The organism is Methylobacterium oxalidis, from assembly GCF_007992195.1.
In the GTDB taxonomy this organism is placed as follows: Bacteria; Pseudomonadota; Alphaproteobacteria; order Rhizobiales; family Beijerinckiaceae; genus Methylobacterium; species Methylobacterium oxalidis.
The window spans coordinates 59,189-72,683 of sequence record NZ_BJZU01000016.1 but is presented as its reverse complement, the minus strand read 5'-3'; the positions used below and the strand labels follow the sequence as shown (position 1 = coordinate 72,683).

Below are 13,495 nucleotides of genomic sequence, written 5' to 3'. Positions count from 1 at the left end.
CCCTAGGCCGGTGGACGATCGGACACAACATCTGGACGATTGATCCCTACCGTCCGGAAGCTTCGCGGAGTAGGTCGTTTCGAGGCGGGCCGACGTTTCGTGCGGCAATCATCCTGCCAATTGCAGATGGAAGAACCGCGTTCTTGCTAGAAGCGCCTGTCCAATCGCCCGAACTGTGTTCGTCCGATATACCAACAGGAACATTCAATGCAAAATATCCTCCTCTCAGCCGCCACCGTACTTCTGGCTGGATCAACATTGGCCGGCTCCGTTCGTTCCGCCGAACTGCCCCAGGGAGCCGCGCACAATATTGTGCTCGTGCACGGCGCCTTCGTGGACCAGACGAGCTGGCAGCCCGTCGCCGATATTCTCACGAAGAAGGGATACAACGTCACGCTCGTTGCAAATCCGCTCACCTCACTTGCCGCTGATGTCGATGCCACCAAACAAGCGCTCGCGAAGCAAAACGGCAGGACGGTACTCGTCGGTCATTCCTGGGGTGGCCTGGTCATCACGCAAGCGGGTAACGATCCCAAGGTGTCGGCGCTCGTCTACGTCTCCGCCTTCGCGCCTGACGTCGGGCAATCTCTGGCGACGCTCGCCGAGAGCGGCCCGGCAACCGAAGGGTCGGCTGCAATTCATCCTGATGAGAAAGGTAACCTCTACATCGACCGCAAGGTGTTTCCTTCAGCAGTCGCGGCCGATCTCCCGCCGCAGATCGCCGTATCCCTGGCAAACCATCAGCTTCCGCTGAACCACACGGCGTTCGAGGCACCGGTTGATACTGCCGCTTGGCGCGACAAGCCCACGTTCTACGTGATCAGCACCAAGGACCAGGTGATCGCACCCGAGGCCCAGAAATACTTTGCCACCACGATGAAGGCGCGGACGACGGAGGTCGCCGGCAGCCATGCTTCGCTCGTCGTTCATGCCAAGGAAGTCGCCGCGATGATTGAAATGGCCGCACTCGCGAAGTGACGGTACCGCTCCCAGCGCTTTCGCGCCGGGAGCGCCCACGCTCGCTGAGAGTGACGCGAAACGTGTTGGACCACGATGACGGAAATCGGCACGGCCTCCAAAGCGCCAGCGACATCCTGATCCGGACTGTCCTGGATGCACAGCCTTCGCCTGCACAAATCCTTGCGCGCACCGACGCACAGCGGGATTTTATCCAAGAGAGTTGTTTCGGAGGGCAGATGACAATCGCTAAATTCGAGGTGGAACGTTTCAGCCTCAGGAGCTCAAAACCATTCGACGCTGTTGTGACCGCCCTCAAGTCGGCGGTCGGGCAGCCGGACATGGTCGAATTTTTCAAAGAGACGAGGGCAACAGAGTCCTTCCCGGATCTGGAGGGCGTCGTAAGAAGGGGCCTCGGCCGAGTGGACCTCATGCTCTTCGCAGAGTTCGACTTGGGCGATATTCTGCGTCGCGAAAATGGCACTGGTACACCCAAGATCATGCGGTTTGTCATCGGCAACCCGCTCATCATGAAAGAAATGGTCAAGCACGTGCCCGATGCCGGATCCTATGCTCCAATCACCGTGCTCATTGATGAACGTCCCGATGGGGTGCACATTTCTTATGACCTGATGGAAAGCATTCTGCTGAGTTACGGCAGTTCGAAAGCCCTTGTTGTGGCCCGAGATTTAGATGCAACGATTACTAGTTTGCTACATGAATGTGCAAACTAAAATGCTCTGATGAAATTTTTGATCTCGGGAAACAAGCAGCTCATTTTCGTCTTGGAACACGCCCGACGTTGTCATAGCACGAACCAGACATTGCAACGAAGTTCCTGCATGCGAAAGATAGACCTTATCAATCTCAATGCATGGACATTTCGCAGTGGGTTTTGGGGCTACTGAGGTCTTCGGCAAGGACAGCCACGAGGGCTGCGGCCGGTGCCGGAAGGAGGCAGTCAAAGATCGATGCCAACGCCACCCGCACACCTGATCGCAATCCGCGCCTCGAAGAGCGTTCTCGTGCTCTTCGCTGCCCTCTTCTGCCTGCTCGTGGGCTACAACAACATCGTCGACTACGGCTCGAACTACACGTTCGTTCAGCATGTGATGTCGATGGACACGACTTTTCCCGGCAACCACCTCAAGGAAAGGGCGATCACTTCACCATTCGTCCATCATGTCGCCTACGGACTCATCATCGCTGGAGAGCTGGCGGCGGGCCTTCTATGCCTCGTCGGTGCCCTCAACCTTTTCCGTCACATCTGGTCGGAGCAGTACCTCTTCGTGCGCGCCAAGGCTTTGGCTGTCGCCGGCATCACCATTGGGCTCTCCGTCTGGTTCTTTGGCTTCTTGACGGTCGCGGCCGAGTGGTTCCTGATGTGGCAATCTCAGCAATGGAACGCTGTCCAGCCCGCCTTTCGCTTTGTCCTGTGCCTCGCCGTGATCCTGATCTACCTAGTGCAGCCCGAGGCCGAGGGATGAAGAGGCCGTGGCCAACCGGGAGCTGTATCGAGTTCGGGCCCGTATTGACGTGATCCACCACCGCCCGGGAGCCGGGCGCTTGGCGATGCCGCTCGGCGGACCGTCACGTCCGAGCGGAGCGACCGGGCCGACGAGGACGACGGGTTGGATCTGCGAGATCACCGGTCCGACGTCTCAGGCAGCCGGCAGCCGGTGTCTTCGCATCCGCCGGCCGTCTCTTCACAATCCATCGACATGATGGTTGGCGCCGTCACGAGCGATCCCACGATGACCCCGAGCGCGAGGTCATCGATCTGCCCGAAAACGTGCTCGCGGACCACGCCTTGGCGGTCGATCACGATCGTCGTGGGCGTTCCGCGCATGCCGTATCGCCGCATGGTCTGCGGTATCGGGCCGTCCTCGCCCGGCCGGTCGACGGCGATCGGTAAGGTCAGTCGGTATTCATGGACGAAGGCTTCGAGCGCCACCTCGGTCATGGCGGCGTGATGCTCGAACACCGAGTGCAGGCCGATCACCACCACATCGCCGCTCTTGGTGAACATCCGGTGCAGCTTCTCGGCCTGCGGCGTGCCGTGCGCCACACAGCCCGGACACAGCATCTGGAAAGCGTGGAGCACAACGACCTTGCCACGCAGGGCGGCAAGCGTGAGTGGCGCGGGCGTGTTGAACCAGCGGCCTGTATCCAGTTCGGGGGCAGGAGCGCTCATGGGCATCCTCCGGATGAGGGGCGGTCGAGACTGGCGAGCCAGTCGGCGAAGAGGCGGGCACCGGCCTCGCGGAGCCGCAAGCCATGCTGCTCGCTGTCGGCCCTGAGCTTGCGGGGATCGAGGCCAGCTGCGGCGATCTCGCTGGCATGGCCGATCAGCCAGCGCTCGATGTCGGCGGCATCGGCTGTCTCGATCGCCGCGCGGCACTCGACGACCTTGACCGCGAAGGCCAATGCTGCGGCTGTCTTCGGGTCGGTCGAGCGGCCCCGCTGCGCCTCCGCCATCTCGGCGCTCGTCGCCCCGGCCTTCTGCCCGAGCACGGTGTGGGCGGCGAGACAGTAGGCGCAATGGTTGCGATCAGCGACTGCCACGGCGATCTGCTCGCCGAGCTTGGCGCCGATCCTGCCCCGCCCGAGAACGTCGAACGAGCCCCACAGGCTGGCGAGCGCGGCGGGCGAGTTGGTCACCGCCTTGAACATGTTGGGCACGACACCGAAGGCCGACTGGATCTGCACCAGGGTCGATGCGGATGCGGCAGGTGCTGAGGTGAGGCTAGGCCGGCGAGGTTCACGCGCGTCATCGCATGAATCCTTCTCGATTGCTTGGAGGGTCGATCCGGAGCGGCCCGGCGATGGCAGTCGCCGAGCCACGGGTGACTACTTCGCGCGCTGGCCGAAGGAGATGCCGTAGGCCGTGCGGCGGGCGGCGAAGATCTCGTCGTCGGGCGCGCCGAGGCCGTCCGCCAGCCGACCCGGATCGAAGATGCCCTCGTCGCAGGTCTCGTTCGGCTCCAGGGCGTCGACCGCGATCGTGCCGAGCTTCAACGCTCGCCGTTCATCCTCGTTCTTCCAGCGCTGCGTGATGTCGCCGGTGAGGTCATCGCCGGGCTCGGCGAGCAGGGCCACGACGTCGAACGTGACAGGCGCCCGCGCGATCCGCTCCGTCAGCTCGGCGACGAGGAACTGGGCCGACTTACCCTTCGCTTCCTCGTCGCTCAGGCCGATCTCGCCGGCCCCGGGTACCACCTTGAACTTGAAGGGCACCGTTTGGCCCGCGAGATTCGTGCCCGTGAAGGTGTGCACGCCCCAGTAGACGATGCCGGCATAGCTGCCGGGCAAAGGCTTACCCGCCACGAACGCGGATTGGCGGGTCGTCTCTGGGTTGGCCTTCGCGAAGGCCGCGATCGCCTCCGGGTTGGCCTTGCCGTCAGGCCCTGGGGCACGGACCTGCAGGAAGCCGAGCATCTGATCGAGCGTTCTGGCGAAATGCACGGGTGCGTTCTCGAAGAGCAGGTGCGTGTCTCCACCCTCCGACAGGATCTTGATCGAGAAGCCGCGAAGGACGGTCTTGGTCGTGTCCGGAGCGGAGGGATTGCCGCCGCCGACCGAGAAGCGGCCGACCAGGGGCCAGGGCCGCGTGAAGCTGAGCGAGCGCGTCACCTGTCCGGCGTCAGCCGAGGGCGTGTAGGTGCCGCGCACGCACTGCCCCTTGGCGAAGGTGGCGCGCACGCCGGGCGGCTTTCCGGCCGCTGCTCTCAGTGCATCTACGAGGCTCTGGGTATCCGCCGCCTGCGCCGGGGTCGGAAGAGTCGGGAGCGTGAGAACGGCCGCGCCTATGACCGGCACCGCGACTGCCCTGAACAAACTCCGCACCTCATCAAGGGCGTGGCTGAATGCGCCAGCGGTCGGCGTGCCCGCCGCGGGTGGGGCTGGATCGACAAGGTCGACATGTGCCATGGTTGTCTTTCCTTCTCTGATGCTTGGAGGGGGATCTTCCAGCGGTCCGGCGATGGCAGTCGCCGGACCGTTTCCTGTTGTCGGAACTACTTCTGCGGGCTGACCTTGCCCGGCAGCGAGAGGTTGCCGGAGGCGACCTTGAAGACGTCGCTGACGCAGAGCAGCGGCGCATGCAGGTTGCCGTTGACCTTGAGGCCGGAGGCGACCCCATCGAAGGAAGCGCCTCGGATGCCGGTGATCAGCGAGACCGGGATCTCGACCTGCACCGCGTCGCTCCGGAAGGTCGTCTTGTAGTCCGGGCTATCGATCAGGAGCGGCACGTTCGGCCAGGTGGGCGGGACCTTCGGCTTCGCGCCCTTCGGGATGTCGACGACCTTCAGGCCACCGCCACAGGCCGCATCCTTGGCGAGCACCACCCAGTGCGGGTGCCAGATGTGCCGGTTCACGCCGCCATAGGCAGCGTCGTCGAAGTCCGGATGGAAGGTGACGGCGAGCGCCACGATACCCTGGGCCCGGTCGAAGCCGATCGCACCGCTGTCGAGCGTCGTCGGCCAGACGTAGGCGTAGACGCTCGACCCTTCGAACCGGCCCGTGGCGTCGGGCTTGTCCTTGCCGGCCTCGCCGCGGACGCGGGTCGTGAACACGGCCGTCTCGCCCTGCGTCACGATCGTGGTCTCGATGATGTCGAACGAGGCCAGAACCGCCTCATCGGGCCGCGTGTGAATGGGTTCGCCAAAGGCGCCGGTGGCGAGCGCGCACAGGGCGACCGCCACGGGGCCGATGCCCCATGTCTTCTTCCTCATCATGACGTCGGCTCCTTCTCAGGTCTCGGCTTGTGCTTGAAGGGGCGGCGATCCATCCGCGAAGGACGTCCAGGTGGCAGCCTGGACCTCGGGATCGGCCGCTTCATGCTCGCCGCAGTCGAGCCGGAGATCCCGGGTCCCGATCGGGGCGTTCACGAAGGCGCAGTGATGGGGCTGGGCCTCGCCGGCGTGGGCGTTCGGCCTGAAGTGGCGGCAGCTGACGCACATCCTCTGGAGCGGAATTGCGCCGGCCCGTTGCAAGGTCCGGATGAGCTTGATCTGCGTGAGCAGGAGGTCGGCCTGCTCGTCCGCAGACAGCCGCGCCAGCGCTGCCATCACATGCGAGGTCGCCGAGGCGAGGGTGCGTCCGAGCGCGCCTCCCTCCTCCGTCAACCGTGCGATCACCGCGCGGGCATCGGCCGGATCGGGCGTGCGCTGCAGGAGCTGCTTGCGTTCAAGGGCGGAGAGGGTGTCGGCCATGCTCGGTGCCGAGACCGCGAGGTGCGCGGCAATCGCCTTGGGCCTCAGGCCGGCGGGGCGCGCTGCGAGCAGCGCGAGCACCTGCGCCTGCGCCGGGTTCAGGCCGGCCCCGCCCGCTGCTGCCCAGAGGTCGGCGCGTAGAACCAGCGCGACGCGCTCGAAGCCTTCCCGGAGGCGGATCAGGACAGGATCTGGCTCGGCCGCGTGGTCCATGCCCTATAATTAGGACTCCTAACAATAAGAGTCAAGCGGACAGTTCAGCCGCCGCGTTCAGACCGAATGCCCAGCTTTCCGAGCTCTTCAAACCATTCCGGATCCGCGAGCTGCAGAAGCTGTGCTCGTGAGCCTTCGTCACGCATCCTTGTGGAGCCTGAATGATCCGCCGCTTTTTGCGGCGATCGTACAGCCGAGTTTGATGGGAATTCACTCGGGCGCTATTTCAGAACAGGGTGAAAGGCTTAGCGGCACCGTGCGGGGACGGCGCGTCGAGCTTCGAGACGTGATCCCGAGTGGGCCAGGACAAGCCGCGCATTCGCGGTGGCGCCGGCCATACCGAACCGAAGGATGCCGCTGAGGCCGCAGCGGAGTGCGCGGAGCCGCACGCATCCGCCCCGGCCTGACTCCGCCGCACGCAGGTCGACCTCGCAGATCCGATTGCCGGAGCAACGACTTAGGTCGGCGAGTGGTGCCGACTGCGTCCGCAGCCCTGCCGAGAAAGGCGGCGGATTGCGAAAATTCTGCGCGTACCTTTCTTGACCGGCATCTGCGTTTCCTGATAGGCAACTCAGGCAAAGAGCACGCATTAGACTGTGCCGAGCACTGGAAACGCAGAGGGGTATGGCATCGCTATGCTTACGCCGGCAAATACAAATAACATTTATCAACCATCTTCTGTCGCGCAGGAGAGTGTTCCTGATTGCGTCATCTTTCCTGCCACGCACTCGCGCCTGACCCGGATCGGGCTGCTGGCAGCGGCCGCGATCGTCGGCGCCGGCTCCAGCTACGGCCTCGCGCACGTCACGTCGCGACCGGTGGCCCTGTGGACCCTTGTTGCAACCATGACGTTCGCGGGCGGCCTGCTGTCGACGTGGTCGCCGTGCGGATATTCGAGCCTGTGCCTGCTGAGGCCGCACGGTCGCTACTCTGTCGCGAGCGTGGCCGGCTGGCTTCCGACCTTCGCGATGCACGGGCTCGGCTACGCCGCCGGTGCGGTTGTGCTCGGAACGGTGCTGGGACTAGCCGGTATGGCGCTCGGCTTCTCGGGCTTCAGCGGCGGTGCGCTCCTCGGGCTCGCGGCCCTCGCCATCCTCTACGGCGTGCACCAGCTCGACTTCCTCCGGATCCCCTATCCGCAGCGCAGGGCGCAGGTGCCGCACGACGCGCGGCAACGCTTTCCCATGTGGGTGATCGGCGGCCTCTACGGCTTCGCGCTCGGGCTCAACTATCTCACCTACGTCCAGACGCCGGTCCTCTACGTCGTCACCGCCGCCGCGGCCGTCACGGGCAACGTCGCGCTGGCGGTCGCCATCTTCGCGATCTTCAATCTCGGCCGCTTCCTGCCCATCGCGGTCAACCTGCTGCCCGTCACGGACATTGCGGTGCAGTCCTGGCTGGCACGCCGGCAGGAGCGGGCGGCGGCCTTCGACGGCGTCCTCCTGGTCGCGGCCGGCTTCGGGTTCGTCGGCCTCGCCCTGATCTGACCGGGCGCGGGCCGGAGCCGTCCGGTCCGGCCCCCGCGACCCACCCGTCCTCACGCTTTCCCGCTTCAACGAACCCTCAAGGAGAGGAAACGATGACGCACGCCCATGGCCGTTCCACCGGCCTGCCGATCTCCCGTGCCACGATGGCGGGTGCCGCGACGGCCCTTGCCCTTCTGCTCTCCGCCACCGCCCTCGCCCAACCCGCGGGCGGCGGCCGGATCGGTGGCCAGTCCCAACCCCCGGCCGGGCAGGAGCTGCCGGTCGACGACACCAGCGTCGAGCAGGCACCGGCCCCCAATGCCCGCCGGATCTACGTCAGCGATCCCGCCCATTTCGCCGTTCTGACGCAGCTCTTCACCATCGACGGCGACAAGGGGAAGCTCCTCGGCATGAGCGACACGGGGTTCGTGCCGAACACCGTGGTGGCGAGCGACGGCTCCTTCTTCGGGACGGCCAGCACCGTGTGGTCCCGGCTCGGCCACGGCAAGCGGACCGACTACATCGAGATCCTCGACGCCCGCACGCACAACCCGATCATCGACATCGAGCTGCCGAAGGACCCGCGCTTCCTCGTCGGCACCTACCCGATGATGACGACGCTGACGCCGGACAACAAATCCCTGCTGTTCTACCAGTTCTCGCCGTCGCCGGCGGTCGGTCTCGTCAGTCTCACGGACAAGAAGCTCGTGAAGATGATGGACGTGCCGGATTGCTATCACATATTCCCGTCCGACAATAACAACTTCTTCATGCATTGCCGCGACGGCAGCATGCTCAAGGTGACATTCAAGGCGGATGGATCGGCCGAGCGGAAGAAGACGCAGGTCTTCCACAAGGAAGACGAGTATCTGTACAACACGCCGGCCTATTCGGCCAAGGCCGGGCGCATCGTCTGGCCGACCTATACGGGCAAGACGTTCCAGGTCGACGTCACCGGCAACGAAGCCAAGTTCATGCCGGCCTTCGAGGCGTTCTCCGACGAGGAGAAGGCCCAGGGCTGGGCGCCCGGCGGCTGGCAGGTCGTCGCCTATCACCGCGAGAGCGACCGCGTCTTCCTGCTGGCGGATCAGCGCGCGAAGTGGACGCACAAGTCGCCGAGCCGCTTCGTCTTCGTCTTCGAGGGCAAGACCGGCAAGCGGCTGAACAAGATCGACCTCGGCCACGAGACCGACTCCATCGCGGTCAGCCAGGACAAGACGCCCCAGCTCTACGCACTCTCGAGCGCCCAGAAGACGCTGTTCATCCATGACGCGGAGAGCGGGAAGGAAGTGTCCAAGGTCGACAGGCTCGGCCACTCGCCGCTCGTGATCAACACCTCCGACATGTGAGGACGGCAATGTCTCTCTGGCAAGAACCGGTCGTCGAGATCTTCGTGCGCGGGTTCCTCGTGCTCCTCTTCGGCGGAGCGGCGCTCTCGAAGCTGCGGCGGGGCGATGAGTTCTTCGGTGTCGTCCGAAACTTCCGGATCCTGCCGGAGCGGCTGGCGAGGCCCTGTGCCGTCGCGCTCCCGTGGGTCGAGCTCGCCATCGCGGCGGCTCTGCTCATCGATGCGACGGCGCCCTACGCCGCGCTGGCGGCCGGGGCCCTCCTGGTCGTCTTCGGCGTCGCGATCGGCATCAACGTGCTGAGGGGCCGCAAGGCGATCGATTGCGGCTGCTTCCGCAACGGCCTCAAGCAGCCTCTGAGCTGGACGCTGGTCGGCCGCAACCTCCTCCTCGCCGGCGCGAGCTTCGCGCTGGCCTCCAACCTTCCGTCCTCCCGGGGGCCGGACCTTGCCGAACTCGCGATCGGCGCCGCGGCGGCCTCCCTCGCGATGCTCCTCTACTTCAGCGCCTCGCTTCTCGCCGCTCTGCCGGCCGCGCCCGGCACGGCCGCCCGCGGCGCTCTCAAAGGGTGAAAGACCATGACCTCATTTCTCATCGCGTCGAACGTCCTGCTCTGGTTCGCCCTCATCGGCGTCGCGATCGTGATGTTCGGCCTGCTCCGGCAGATCGGCCTCCTGCATGAGCGCTCGGCGCCCATGGGCGCCATGATGACCGACGAGGGTCCCGACGTCGGCGATGCCGCGCCCGTGTTCGACGTGCCGGACCACGCCGGCACGTCGATCCGGATCGGCGGAACGAACCCCCTCGGACGGCCGACGCTGCTGATGTTCAGCGCTCCGAGCTGCCCCATCTGCGACAAGCTGTTCCCGATCATCAAGTCGACGGCCAGGGCGGAGAAGATCTCGGTCATCCTCGTCAGCGACGGGCAGCCCGACGAGCACGAGCGCTTCCTGAGGAGCCACGATCTCGCCGGCATCCCGTACGTCGTGTCCGCCGAGGTCGGGATGCGGTTCCAGGTCGGCAAGATCCCCTACGGCGTGCTGCTGGACGCCTCGGGCGTCATCCGCGCCAAGGGCCTGACCAACACCCGCGAGCACCTCGAAAGCCTCCTCGAGGCGGACAAGAGCGGCTTCTCCTCGATCCAGAAGTACTTCGCCAGCCGCAAGGCTGCGTGACCGGAACCCTGCGCCTTCACCGCCAACGAATGGATAACAGCCATGCTCGGCCCATCCCGATTCGATGATCTCTTCGAGACAATGTCCCGCAAGGTCGCCGGCCATACCAGCCGGCGCGGGTTGATCGGCCGCGTCGGTGCGGTCGTCGCCGGCGCGGCGCTGGTCCCCCTGCTGCCGGTCGACCGGCGCGGCCGGGTCGGGCGCGCCGAGGCCGCCGACGCGGTCGCCAACCCGCGCGGCAAGTGGACCCCGCAGGACCACGACGTGCAGGCGTGCAACTATTGGCGGCATTGCTCGATCGACGGAAACATCTGTGATTGCAGCGGCGGCTCGCTGACGAGCTGCCCGCCCGGCACGAAGCTCGCGTCGAGTTCCTGGGTGGCGAGCTGCTACAATCCGACCGACAAGCAGAGCTACCTGATCTCCTACCGCGATTGCTGCGGCAGGAACGTGACGACCGGACGGTGCGGCTGCTTCAATACGGAAGGTGAGCTTCCGGTCTACCGTCCCGAATACGGGAACGACATCATCTGGTGCTTCGGCGCCGAAGATGACGCGATGAGCTACCACTGCACGATCTCGCCGATCGTCGGCAAGGCGGGCTGACGGCCCCCGCCCCTCGTGTCACGGCCGCGGCGCCGTGGCGCCACCGTTCGATCCGCCTCCTCCAACCTTAGGACACTCTCGCCATGCGTCGCGCTCTCCTGTCCGCGCTTCTGGTCGCCCTCCCTCTGCATGCGGCCTCGGCGGCCGATGCCATCGAGGTCCTGCCGGACGCCTCCGCCGCTCCCGCCGAGGCCAAGCAGGTTCAAATTGCCAAGATGAAGTTCAATCCGACCGACATCACCGTCAAGGCGGGTACGGTCGTGACGTGGACGAACTCCGAAGCGCTTCCGCACAACGTCCACTTCAAGGCCGGCGGGCCGAACGTCAGCAAGGATATCGAAGGGCCGATGCTGCGCGCCAACCAGACCTTCTCGGTCCGGTTCAACCAAGCGGGCACCTACGACTACATCTGCACGCCGCATCCCTTCATGAAAGCGAAGGTCACCGTCGAGTAGCGGACGCGAGCCGAAGGACCGACGTTCATGTGGTTACCCTACGGGCTTCCGGGGCAGCTCAAAGCGGAGAGCGCCCCGGAGACGGTGAGGCGCTCCCGCGCCGACACGGCCGAGCGCGACATCCTCGTCTCGTTCTTCCTCCGGAATCCGGCGACCGAGGCGTGGGAGGTCGACGTCACCGCCGAGACCGCGACCGGCGTCGTCGAGACGACGCTCGCGGGCGCTGCTGCGGTGATCGCCTTCTTCGGCAACGATGCGGGCAAGCTCAACGAGATCATCTACCGCCTGCAGGCTTCCTGCCCGCTCGAGGCTCTCGCGGCGTGCCATCGGGACGTCGAGGAGCGGCTGTCGCGCTGGTCGCTCGAACTCGGGCGCGGGCTGGCCGTGGCGGGCTGGCGCTTGGCCGACCCGCTCCACGCGGCGCGCTGGCGTTGTACGCCCTTCCGGCCGAGCGCCCTCGCCTTCGACCCGGCATCCCCGGACGCGACGCCGGAGAGCCACCGCCGGCTCGTGGCCCTCTACCGGGACGCGCGCAATGCCAGCGATCCCGCCTGGCGGCTGCTCTGCGCTCGGTCGATCCTGAGGGCGTGGCGCGAGCGCGAAGAGCCTTTCGCTTCGACGGACCGTCGCGCCGCGCAGGCGGGCGGACGGCGACGCGACCGGGTCGTCAGCTTCGACATGCTCGTCCACAGCGGTGCTCTCTCCTGCGCGCCGGATCTTCAGGACCGGCCGTTCGGGAGCCTCGTCGACCGCCTCGACGAGCTCGGCGTGAGCGTCCTGGACGCCCTCGACGGCAGGCCGGGAGACGCCGACCCGATCGGCCTCCCCTCCAGGCCGCTCCTGGCTCAGATGGCCAACCTCGCCGACCTCGCCGCCCGCGAGGTGCTTCTGGAAGAGCTCGCCCTGTGCCGCTCGCAGGAGCTGGCGCTCGCCTCCTGAGGGACGCTTCGCGCGGGGAATGCCGATGACGAGACAACATGCGATGGAGAACGGGGTCGTCAGAAGGCGTCGCCGGCTCACCGCCTCCCTCCTCCTCGTGGCGGCCGTGTCGCTCGCCGCAACGGCGGGCAGCCTCGCGAGGATCGCAGGCGTGGAGACCGGCGGCCTGGCCGGCAGCCCGGCCATCGAGCTCCTGAAGGCCCGCTTTCGGCGGCCGGACGCCGTGCCGTTCCCGAAGGCGAACCCGCACTCCCCCGGCAAGGAGGATTTGGGACGGACGCTGTTCTTCGACCCGCGCCTGTCGCGCTCCGGCAGCGTGTCCTGCGCGAGCTGTCACAACCCGAGCCTCGGCTGGAGCGATGGGCTGGCCCGCGCGGTCGGCTTCGAGATGAAGCCTCTCGCCCGGCGCACGCCCCCGATCATGAACCTCGCCTGGGGAAGCGCCTTCCAGTGGGACGGCCGGGCCGAGTCGCTGGAGCATCAGGCCCGGATGCCGCTCACCGCGCCCGACGAGATGAACATGACCATGGAGATGGTCATCGAGCGTCTCGTGGCGATCCCGGGCTACCGGGCGCTCTTCGCGCAGGCGTTCGAGCGGCCGGACGCCATCACGGCCGAGAGCGTGACGGCCGCCCTGGCGACCTACCAGAGAACCCTGGTCTCCGGTCGCGCTCCCTTCGACCGATGGGTCGCGGGAGAGGAGAGCGCGCTCGGCCCGGACGCGAAGCGCGGCTTCGCCCTCTTCACCGGCAAGGCGCGCTGCGCCTCCTGCCACTCGACCTGGCGCCTGACCGACGACAGCTTCCACGACATCGGCCTGACCGGCGACGATCCGGGCCGAGGCACGTTCGCGCCGCCGAGCGTCGTGACGATGCAGCGCGCCTTCAAGACGCCGTCGCTGCGCGATCTGCGCCTGCAGGGGCCGTACATGCACGACGGGTCCGTGCGGACCCTCGACGACGTGATCGAGCACTACGTCAAAGGCGGAGCGAAGCGCCCGAGCCTGTCTCCCGAGATGCGGCCGATCGCGCTCAGCGCCGACGAGCGGCACGACCTGATCGCCTTCCTGTCCTCCCTGAAAGCCGAGCCGATCCGGGTCGAGCTGCCTCAGCTTCCATAACGGCG

Annotated in this window: 16 protein-coding genes; 11 read left to right on the top strand and 5 right to left on the bottom strand. The window is 66.2% G+C overall.

What is annotated here, in order from left to right; all coding sequences use genetic code 11:
- The first annotated feature begins 207 nt into the window (after positions 1-207).
- From MOX02_RS05445 to MOX02_RS05435, 3 genes are all read left to right on the top strand, one after another.
- On the top strand, positions 208-978 hold the full coding sequence (locus MOX02_RS05445; protein ID WP_147024781.1) for an alpha/beta hydrolase: 771 nt from the start codon (positions 208-210) through the stop codon (positions 976-978).
- A 218-nt stretch (positions 979-1,196) separates the two neighbouring features.
- The gene (locus MOX02_RS05440; RefSeq protein ID WP_147024795.1) at positions 1,197-1,691 is read left to right on the top strand and encodes a DUF302 domain-containing protein; all 495 of its coding nucleotides are present in this window, start codon (positions 1,197-1,199) and stop codon (positions 1,689-1,691) included.
- Between the two features lie 237 nt (positions 1,692-1,928).
- Positions 1,929-2,444: a DUF2165 family protein gene (locus MOX02_RS05435; RefSeq protein WP_170267674.1), complete on the top strand. Its 516-nt coding sequence runs from the start codon at positions 1,929-1,931 to the stop codon at positions 2,442-2,444.
- Positions 2,445-2,602: 158 nt separating this feature from the next.
- On the opposite strand, the gene MOX02_RS05430 is transcribed toward MOX02_RS05435, so the two are convergent.
- The 5 genes from MOX02_RS05430 to MOX02_RS05410 form a co-directional block, all read right to left on the bottom strand.
- Complete coding sequence (locus MOX02_RS05430) at positions 2,603-3,151, bottom strand: peroxiredoxin family protein (protein WP_147024780.1); 549 nt, start codon at positions 3,149-3,151, stop codon at positions 2,603-2,605.
- A complete protein-coding gene (locus MOX02_RS32040) occupies positions 3,148-3,666 on the bottom strand; it encodes a carboxymuconolactone decarboxylase family protein (RefSeq protein ID WP_238179111.1) in 519 nt (172 codons plus the stop codon). Before MOX02_RS32040 ends, MOX02_RS05430 begins: the two co-directional genes overlap by 4 nt.
- A 141-nt stretch (positions 3,667-3,807) precedes the next feature.
- Positions 3,808-4,659: a catalase gene (locus MOX02_RS05420; RefSeq protein ID WP_306424509.1), complete on the bottom strand. Its 852-nt coding sequence runs from the start codon at positions 4,657-4,659 to the stop codon at positions 3,808-3,810.
- Positions 4,660-4,973: 314 nt separating this feature from the next.
- The gene (locus MOX02_RS05415; RefSeq protein WP_147024778.1) at positions 4,974-5,693 is read right to left on the bottom strand and encodes a hypothetical protein; all 720 of its coding nucleotides are present in this window, start codon (positions 5,691-5,693) and stop codon (positions 4,974-4,976) included.
- Between the two features lie 15 nt (positions 5,694-5,708).
- Positions 5,709-6,383 (bottom strand): MarR family winged helix-turn-helix transcriptional regulator, encoded by a 675-nt coding sequence (locus tag MOX02_RS05410; RefSeq protein ID WP_147024777.1) that lies wholly within the window; start codon positions 6,381-6,383, stop codon positions 5,709-5,711.
- An 845-nt stretch (positions 6,384-7,228) separates the two neighbouring features.
- Here MOX02_RS05410 and MOX02_RS05405 point away from each other — a divergent pair.
- The 8 genes from MOX02_RS05405 to mauG all read left to right on the top strand — a co-directional run bounded on the left by MOX02_RS05405 (position 7,229) and on the right by mauG (position 13,490).
- Positions 7,229-7,870: a cytochrome c biogenesis protein CcdA gene (locus MOX02_RS05405; RefSeq protein ID WP_280525308.1), complete on the top strand. Its 642-nt coding sequence runs from the start codon at positions 7,229-7,231 to the stop codon at positions 7,868-7,870.
- A gap of 92 nt (positions 7,871-7,962) precedes the next feature.
- Positions 7,963-9,198 (top strand): methylamine dehydrogenase (amicyanin) large subunit, encoded by a 1,236-nt coding sequence (gene mauB / locus MOX02_RS05400; protein ID WP_238179113.1) that lies wholly within the window; start codon positions 7,963-7,965, stop codon positions 9,196-9,198.
- A gap of 8 nt (positions 9,199-9,206) precedes the next feature.
- Positions 9,207-9,767, top strand: a complete 561-nt coding sequence (locus tag MOX02_RS05395; protein ID WP_147024775.1) for a MauE/DoxX family redox-associated membrane protein — start codon at positions 9,207-9,209, stop codon at positions 9,765-9,767.
- Between the two features lie 6 nt (positions 9,768-9,773).
- Positions 9,774-10,370 carry a methylamine dehydrogenase accessory protein MauD gene (mauD, locus tag MOX02_RS05390; RefSeq protein ID WP_147024774.1) on the top strand — a complete coding sequence of 199 codons (597 nt, stop codon included), beginning with the start codon at positions 9,774-9,776 and terminating at the stop codon, positions 10,368-10,370.
- Between the two features lie 42 nt (positions 10,371-10,412).
- Positions 10,413-10,976, top strand: coding sequence for a methylamine dehydrogenase (amicyanin) small subunit (mauA, locus tag MOX02_RS05385; protein ID WP_147024773.1), 564 nt, complete (start codon positions 10,413-10,415; stop codon positions 10,974-10,976).
- Between the two features lie 83 nt (positions 10,977-11,059).
- Positions 11,060-11,431, top strand: coding sequence for an amicyanin (locus tag MOX02_RS05380; protein WP_147024772.1), 372 nt, complete (start codon positions 11,060-11,062; stop codon positions 11,429-11,431).
- A gap of 27 nt (positions 11,432-11,458) precedes the next feature.
- Positions 11,459-12,370 carry a methylamine utilization protein MauJ gene (locus MOX02_RS05375; protein WP_147024771.1) on the top strand — a complete coding sequence of 304 codons (912 nt, stop codon included), beginning with the start codon at positions 11,459-11,461 and terminating at the stop codon, positions 12,368-12,370.
- A gap of 25 nt (positions 12,371-12,395) precedes the next feature.
- Positions 12,396-13,490, top strand: coding sequence for a tryptophan tryptophylquinone biosynthesis enzyme MauG (gene mauG, locus MOX02_RS05370; protein WP_238179117.1), 1,095 nt, complete (start codon positions 12,396-12,398; stop codon positions 13,488-13,490).
- Positions 13,491-13,495: the final 5 nt, after the last annotated feature.

Excerpts from the sequence above, each read along its gene's own strand:
- MOX02_RS05440 (WP_147024795.1), top strand. The coding sequence starts at position 1,197 with ATGACAATCGCTAAATTCGAGGTGGAACGTTTCAGCCTCAGGAGCTCA.
- mauG (WP_238179117.1), top strand. The coding sequence starts at position 12,396 with ATGACGAGACAACATGCGATGGAGAACGGGGTCGTCAGAAGGCGTCGC.
- MOX02_RS05430 (WP_147024780.1), bottom strand. The coding sequence starts at position 3,151 with ATGAGCGCTCCTGCCCCCGAACTGGATACAGGCCGCTGGTTCAACACG.
- MOX02_RS05395 (WP_147024775.1), top strand. The coding sequence starts at position 9,207 with ATGTCTCTCTGGCAAGAACCGGTCGTCGAGATCTTCGTGCGCGGGTTC.
- mauA (WP_147024773.1), top strand. The coding sequence starts at position 10,413 with ATGCTCGGCCCATCCCGATTCGATGATCTCTTCGAGACAATGTCCCGC.
- MOX02_RS05410 (WP_147024777.1), bottom strand. The coding sequence starts at position 6,383 with ATGGACCACGCGGCCGAGCCAGATCCTGTCCTGATCCGCCTCCGGGAA.
- MOX02_RS05405 (WP_280525308.1), top strand. The coding sequence starts at position 7,229 with ATGACGTTCGCGGGCGGCCTGCTGTCGACGTGGTCGCCGTGCGGATAT.
- MOX02_RS05435 (WP_170267674.1), top strand. The coding sequence starts at position 1,929 with ATGCCAACGCCACCCGCACACCTGATCGCAATCCGCGCCTCGAAGAGC.
- MOX02_RS05380 (WP_147024772.1), top strand. The coding sequence starts at position 11,060 with ATGCGTCGCGCTCTCCTGTCCGCGCTTCTGGTCGCCCTCCCTCTGCAT.
- MOX02_RS05415 (WP_147024778.1), bottom strand. The coding sequence starts at position 5,693 with ATGATGAGGAAGAAGACATGGGGCATCGGCCCCGTGGCGGTCGCCCTG.
- mauB (WP_238179113.1), top strand. The coding sequence starts at position 7,963 with ATGACGCACGCCCATGGCCGTTCCACCGGCCTGCCGATCTCCCGTGCC.
- mauD (WP_147024774.1), top strand. The coding sequence starts at position 9,774 with ATGACCTCATTTCTCATCGCGTCGAACGTCCTGCTCTGGTTCGCCCTC.
- MOX02_RS05375 (WP_147024771.1), top strand. The coding sequence starts at position 11,459 with ATGTGGTTACCCTACGGGCTTCCGGGGCAGCTCAAAGCGGAGAGCGCC.
- MOX02_RS05445 (WP_147024781.1), top strand. The coding sequence starts at position 208 with ATGCAAAATATCCTCCTCTCAGCCGCCACCGTACTTCTGGCTGGATCA.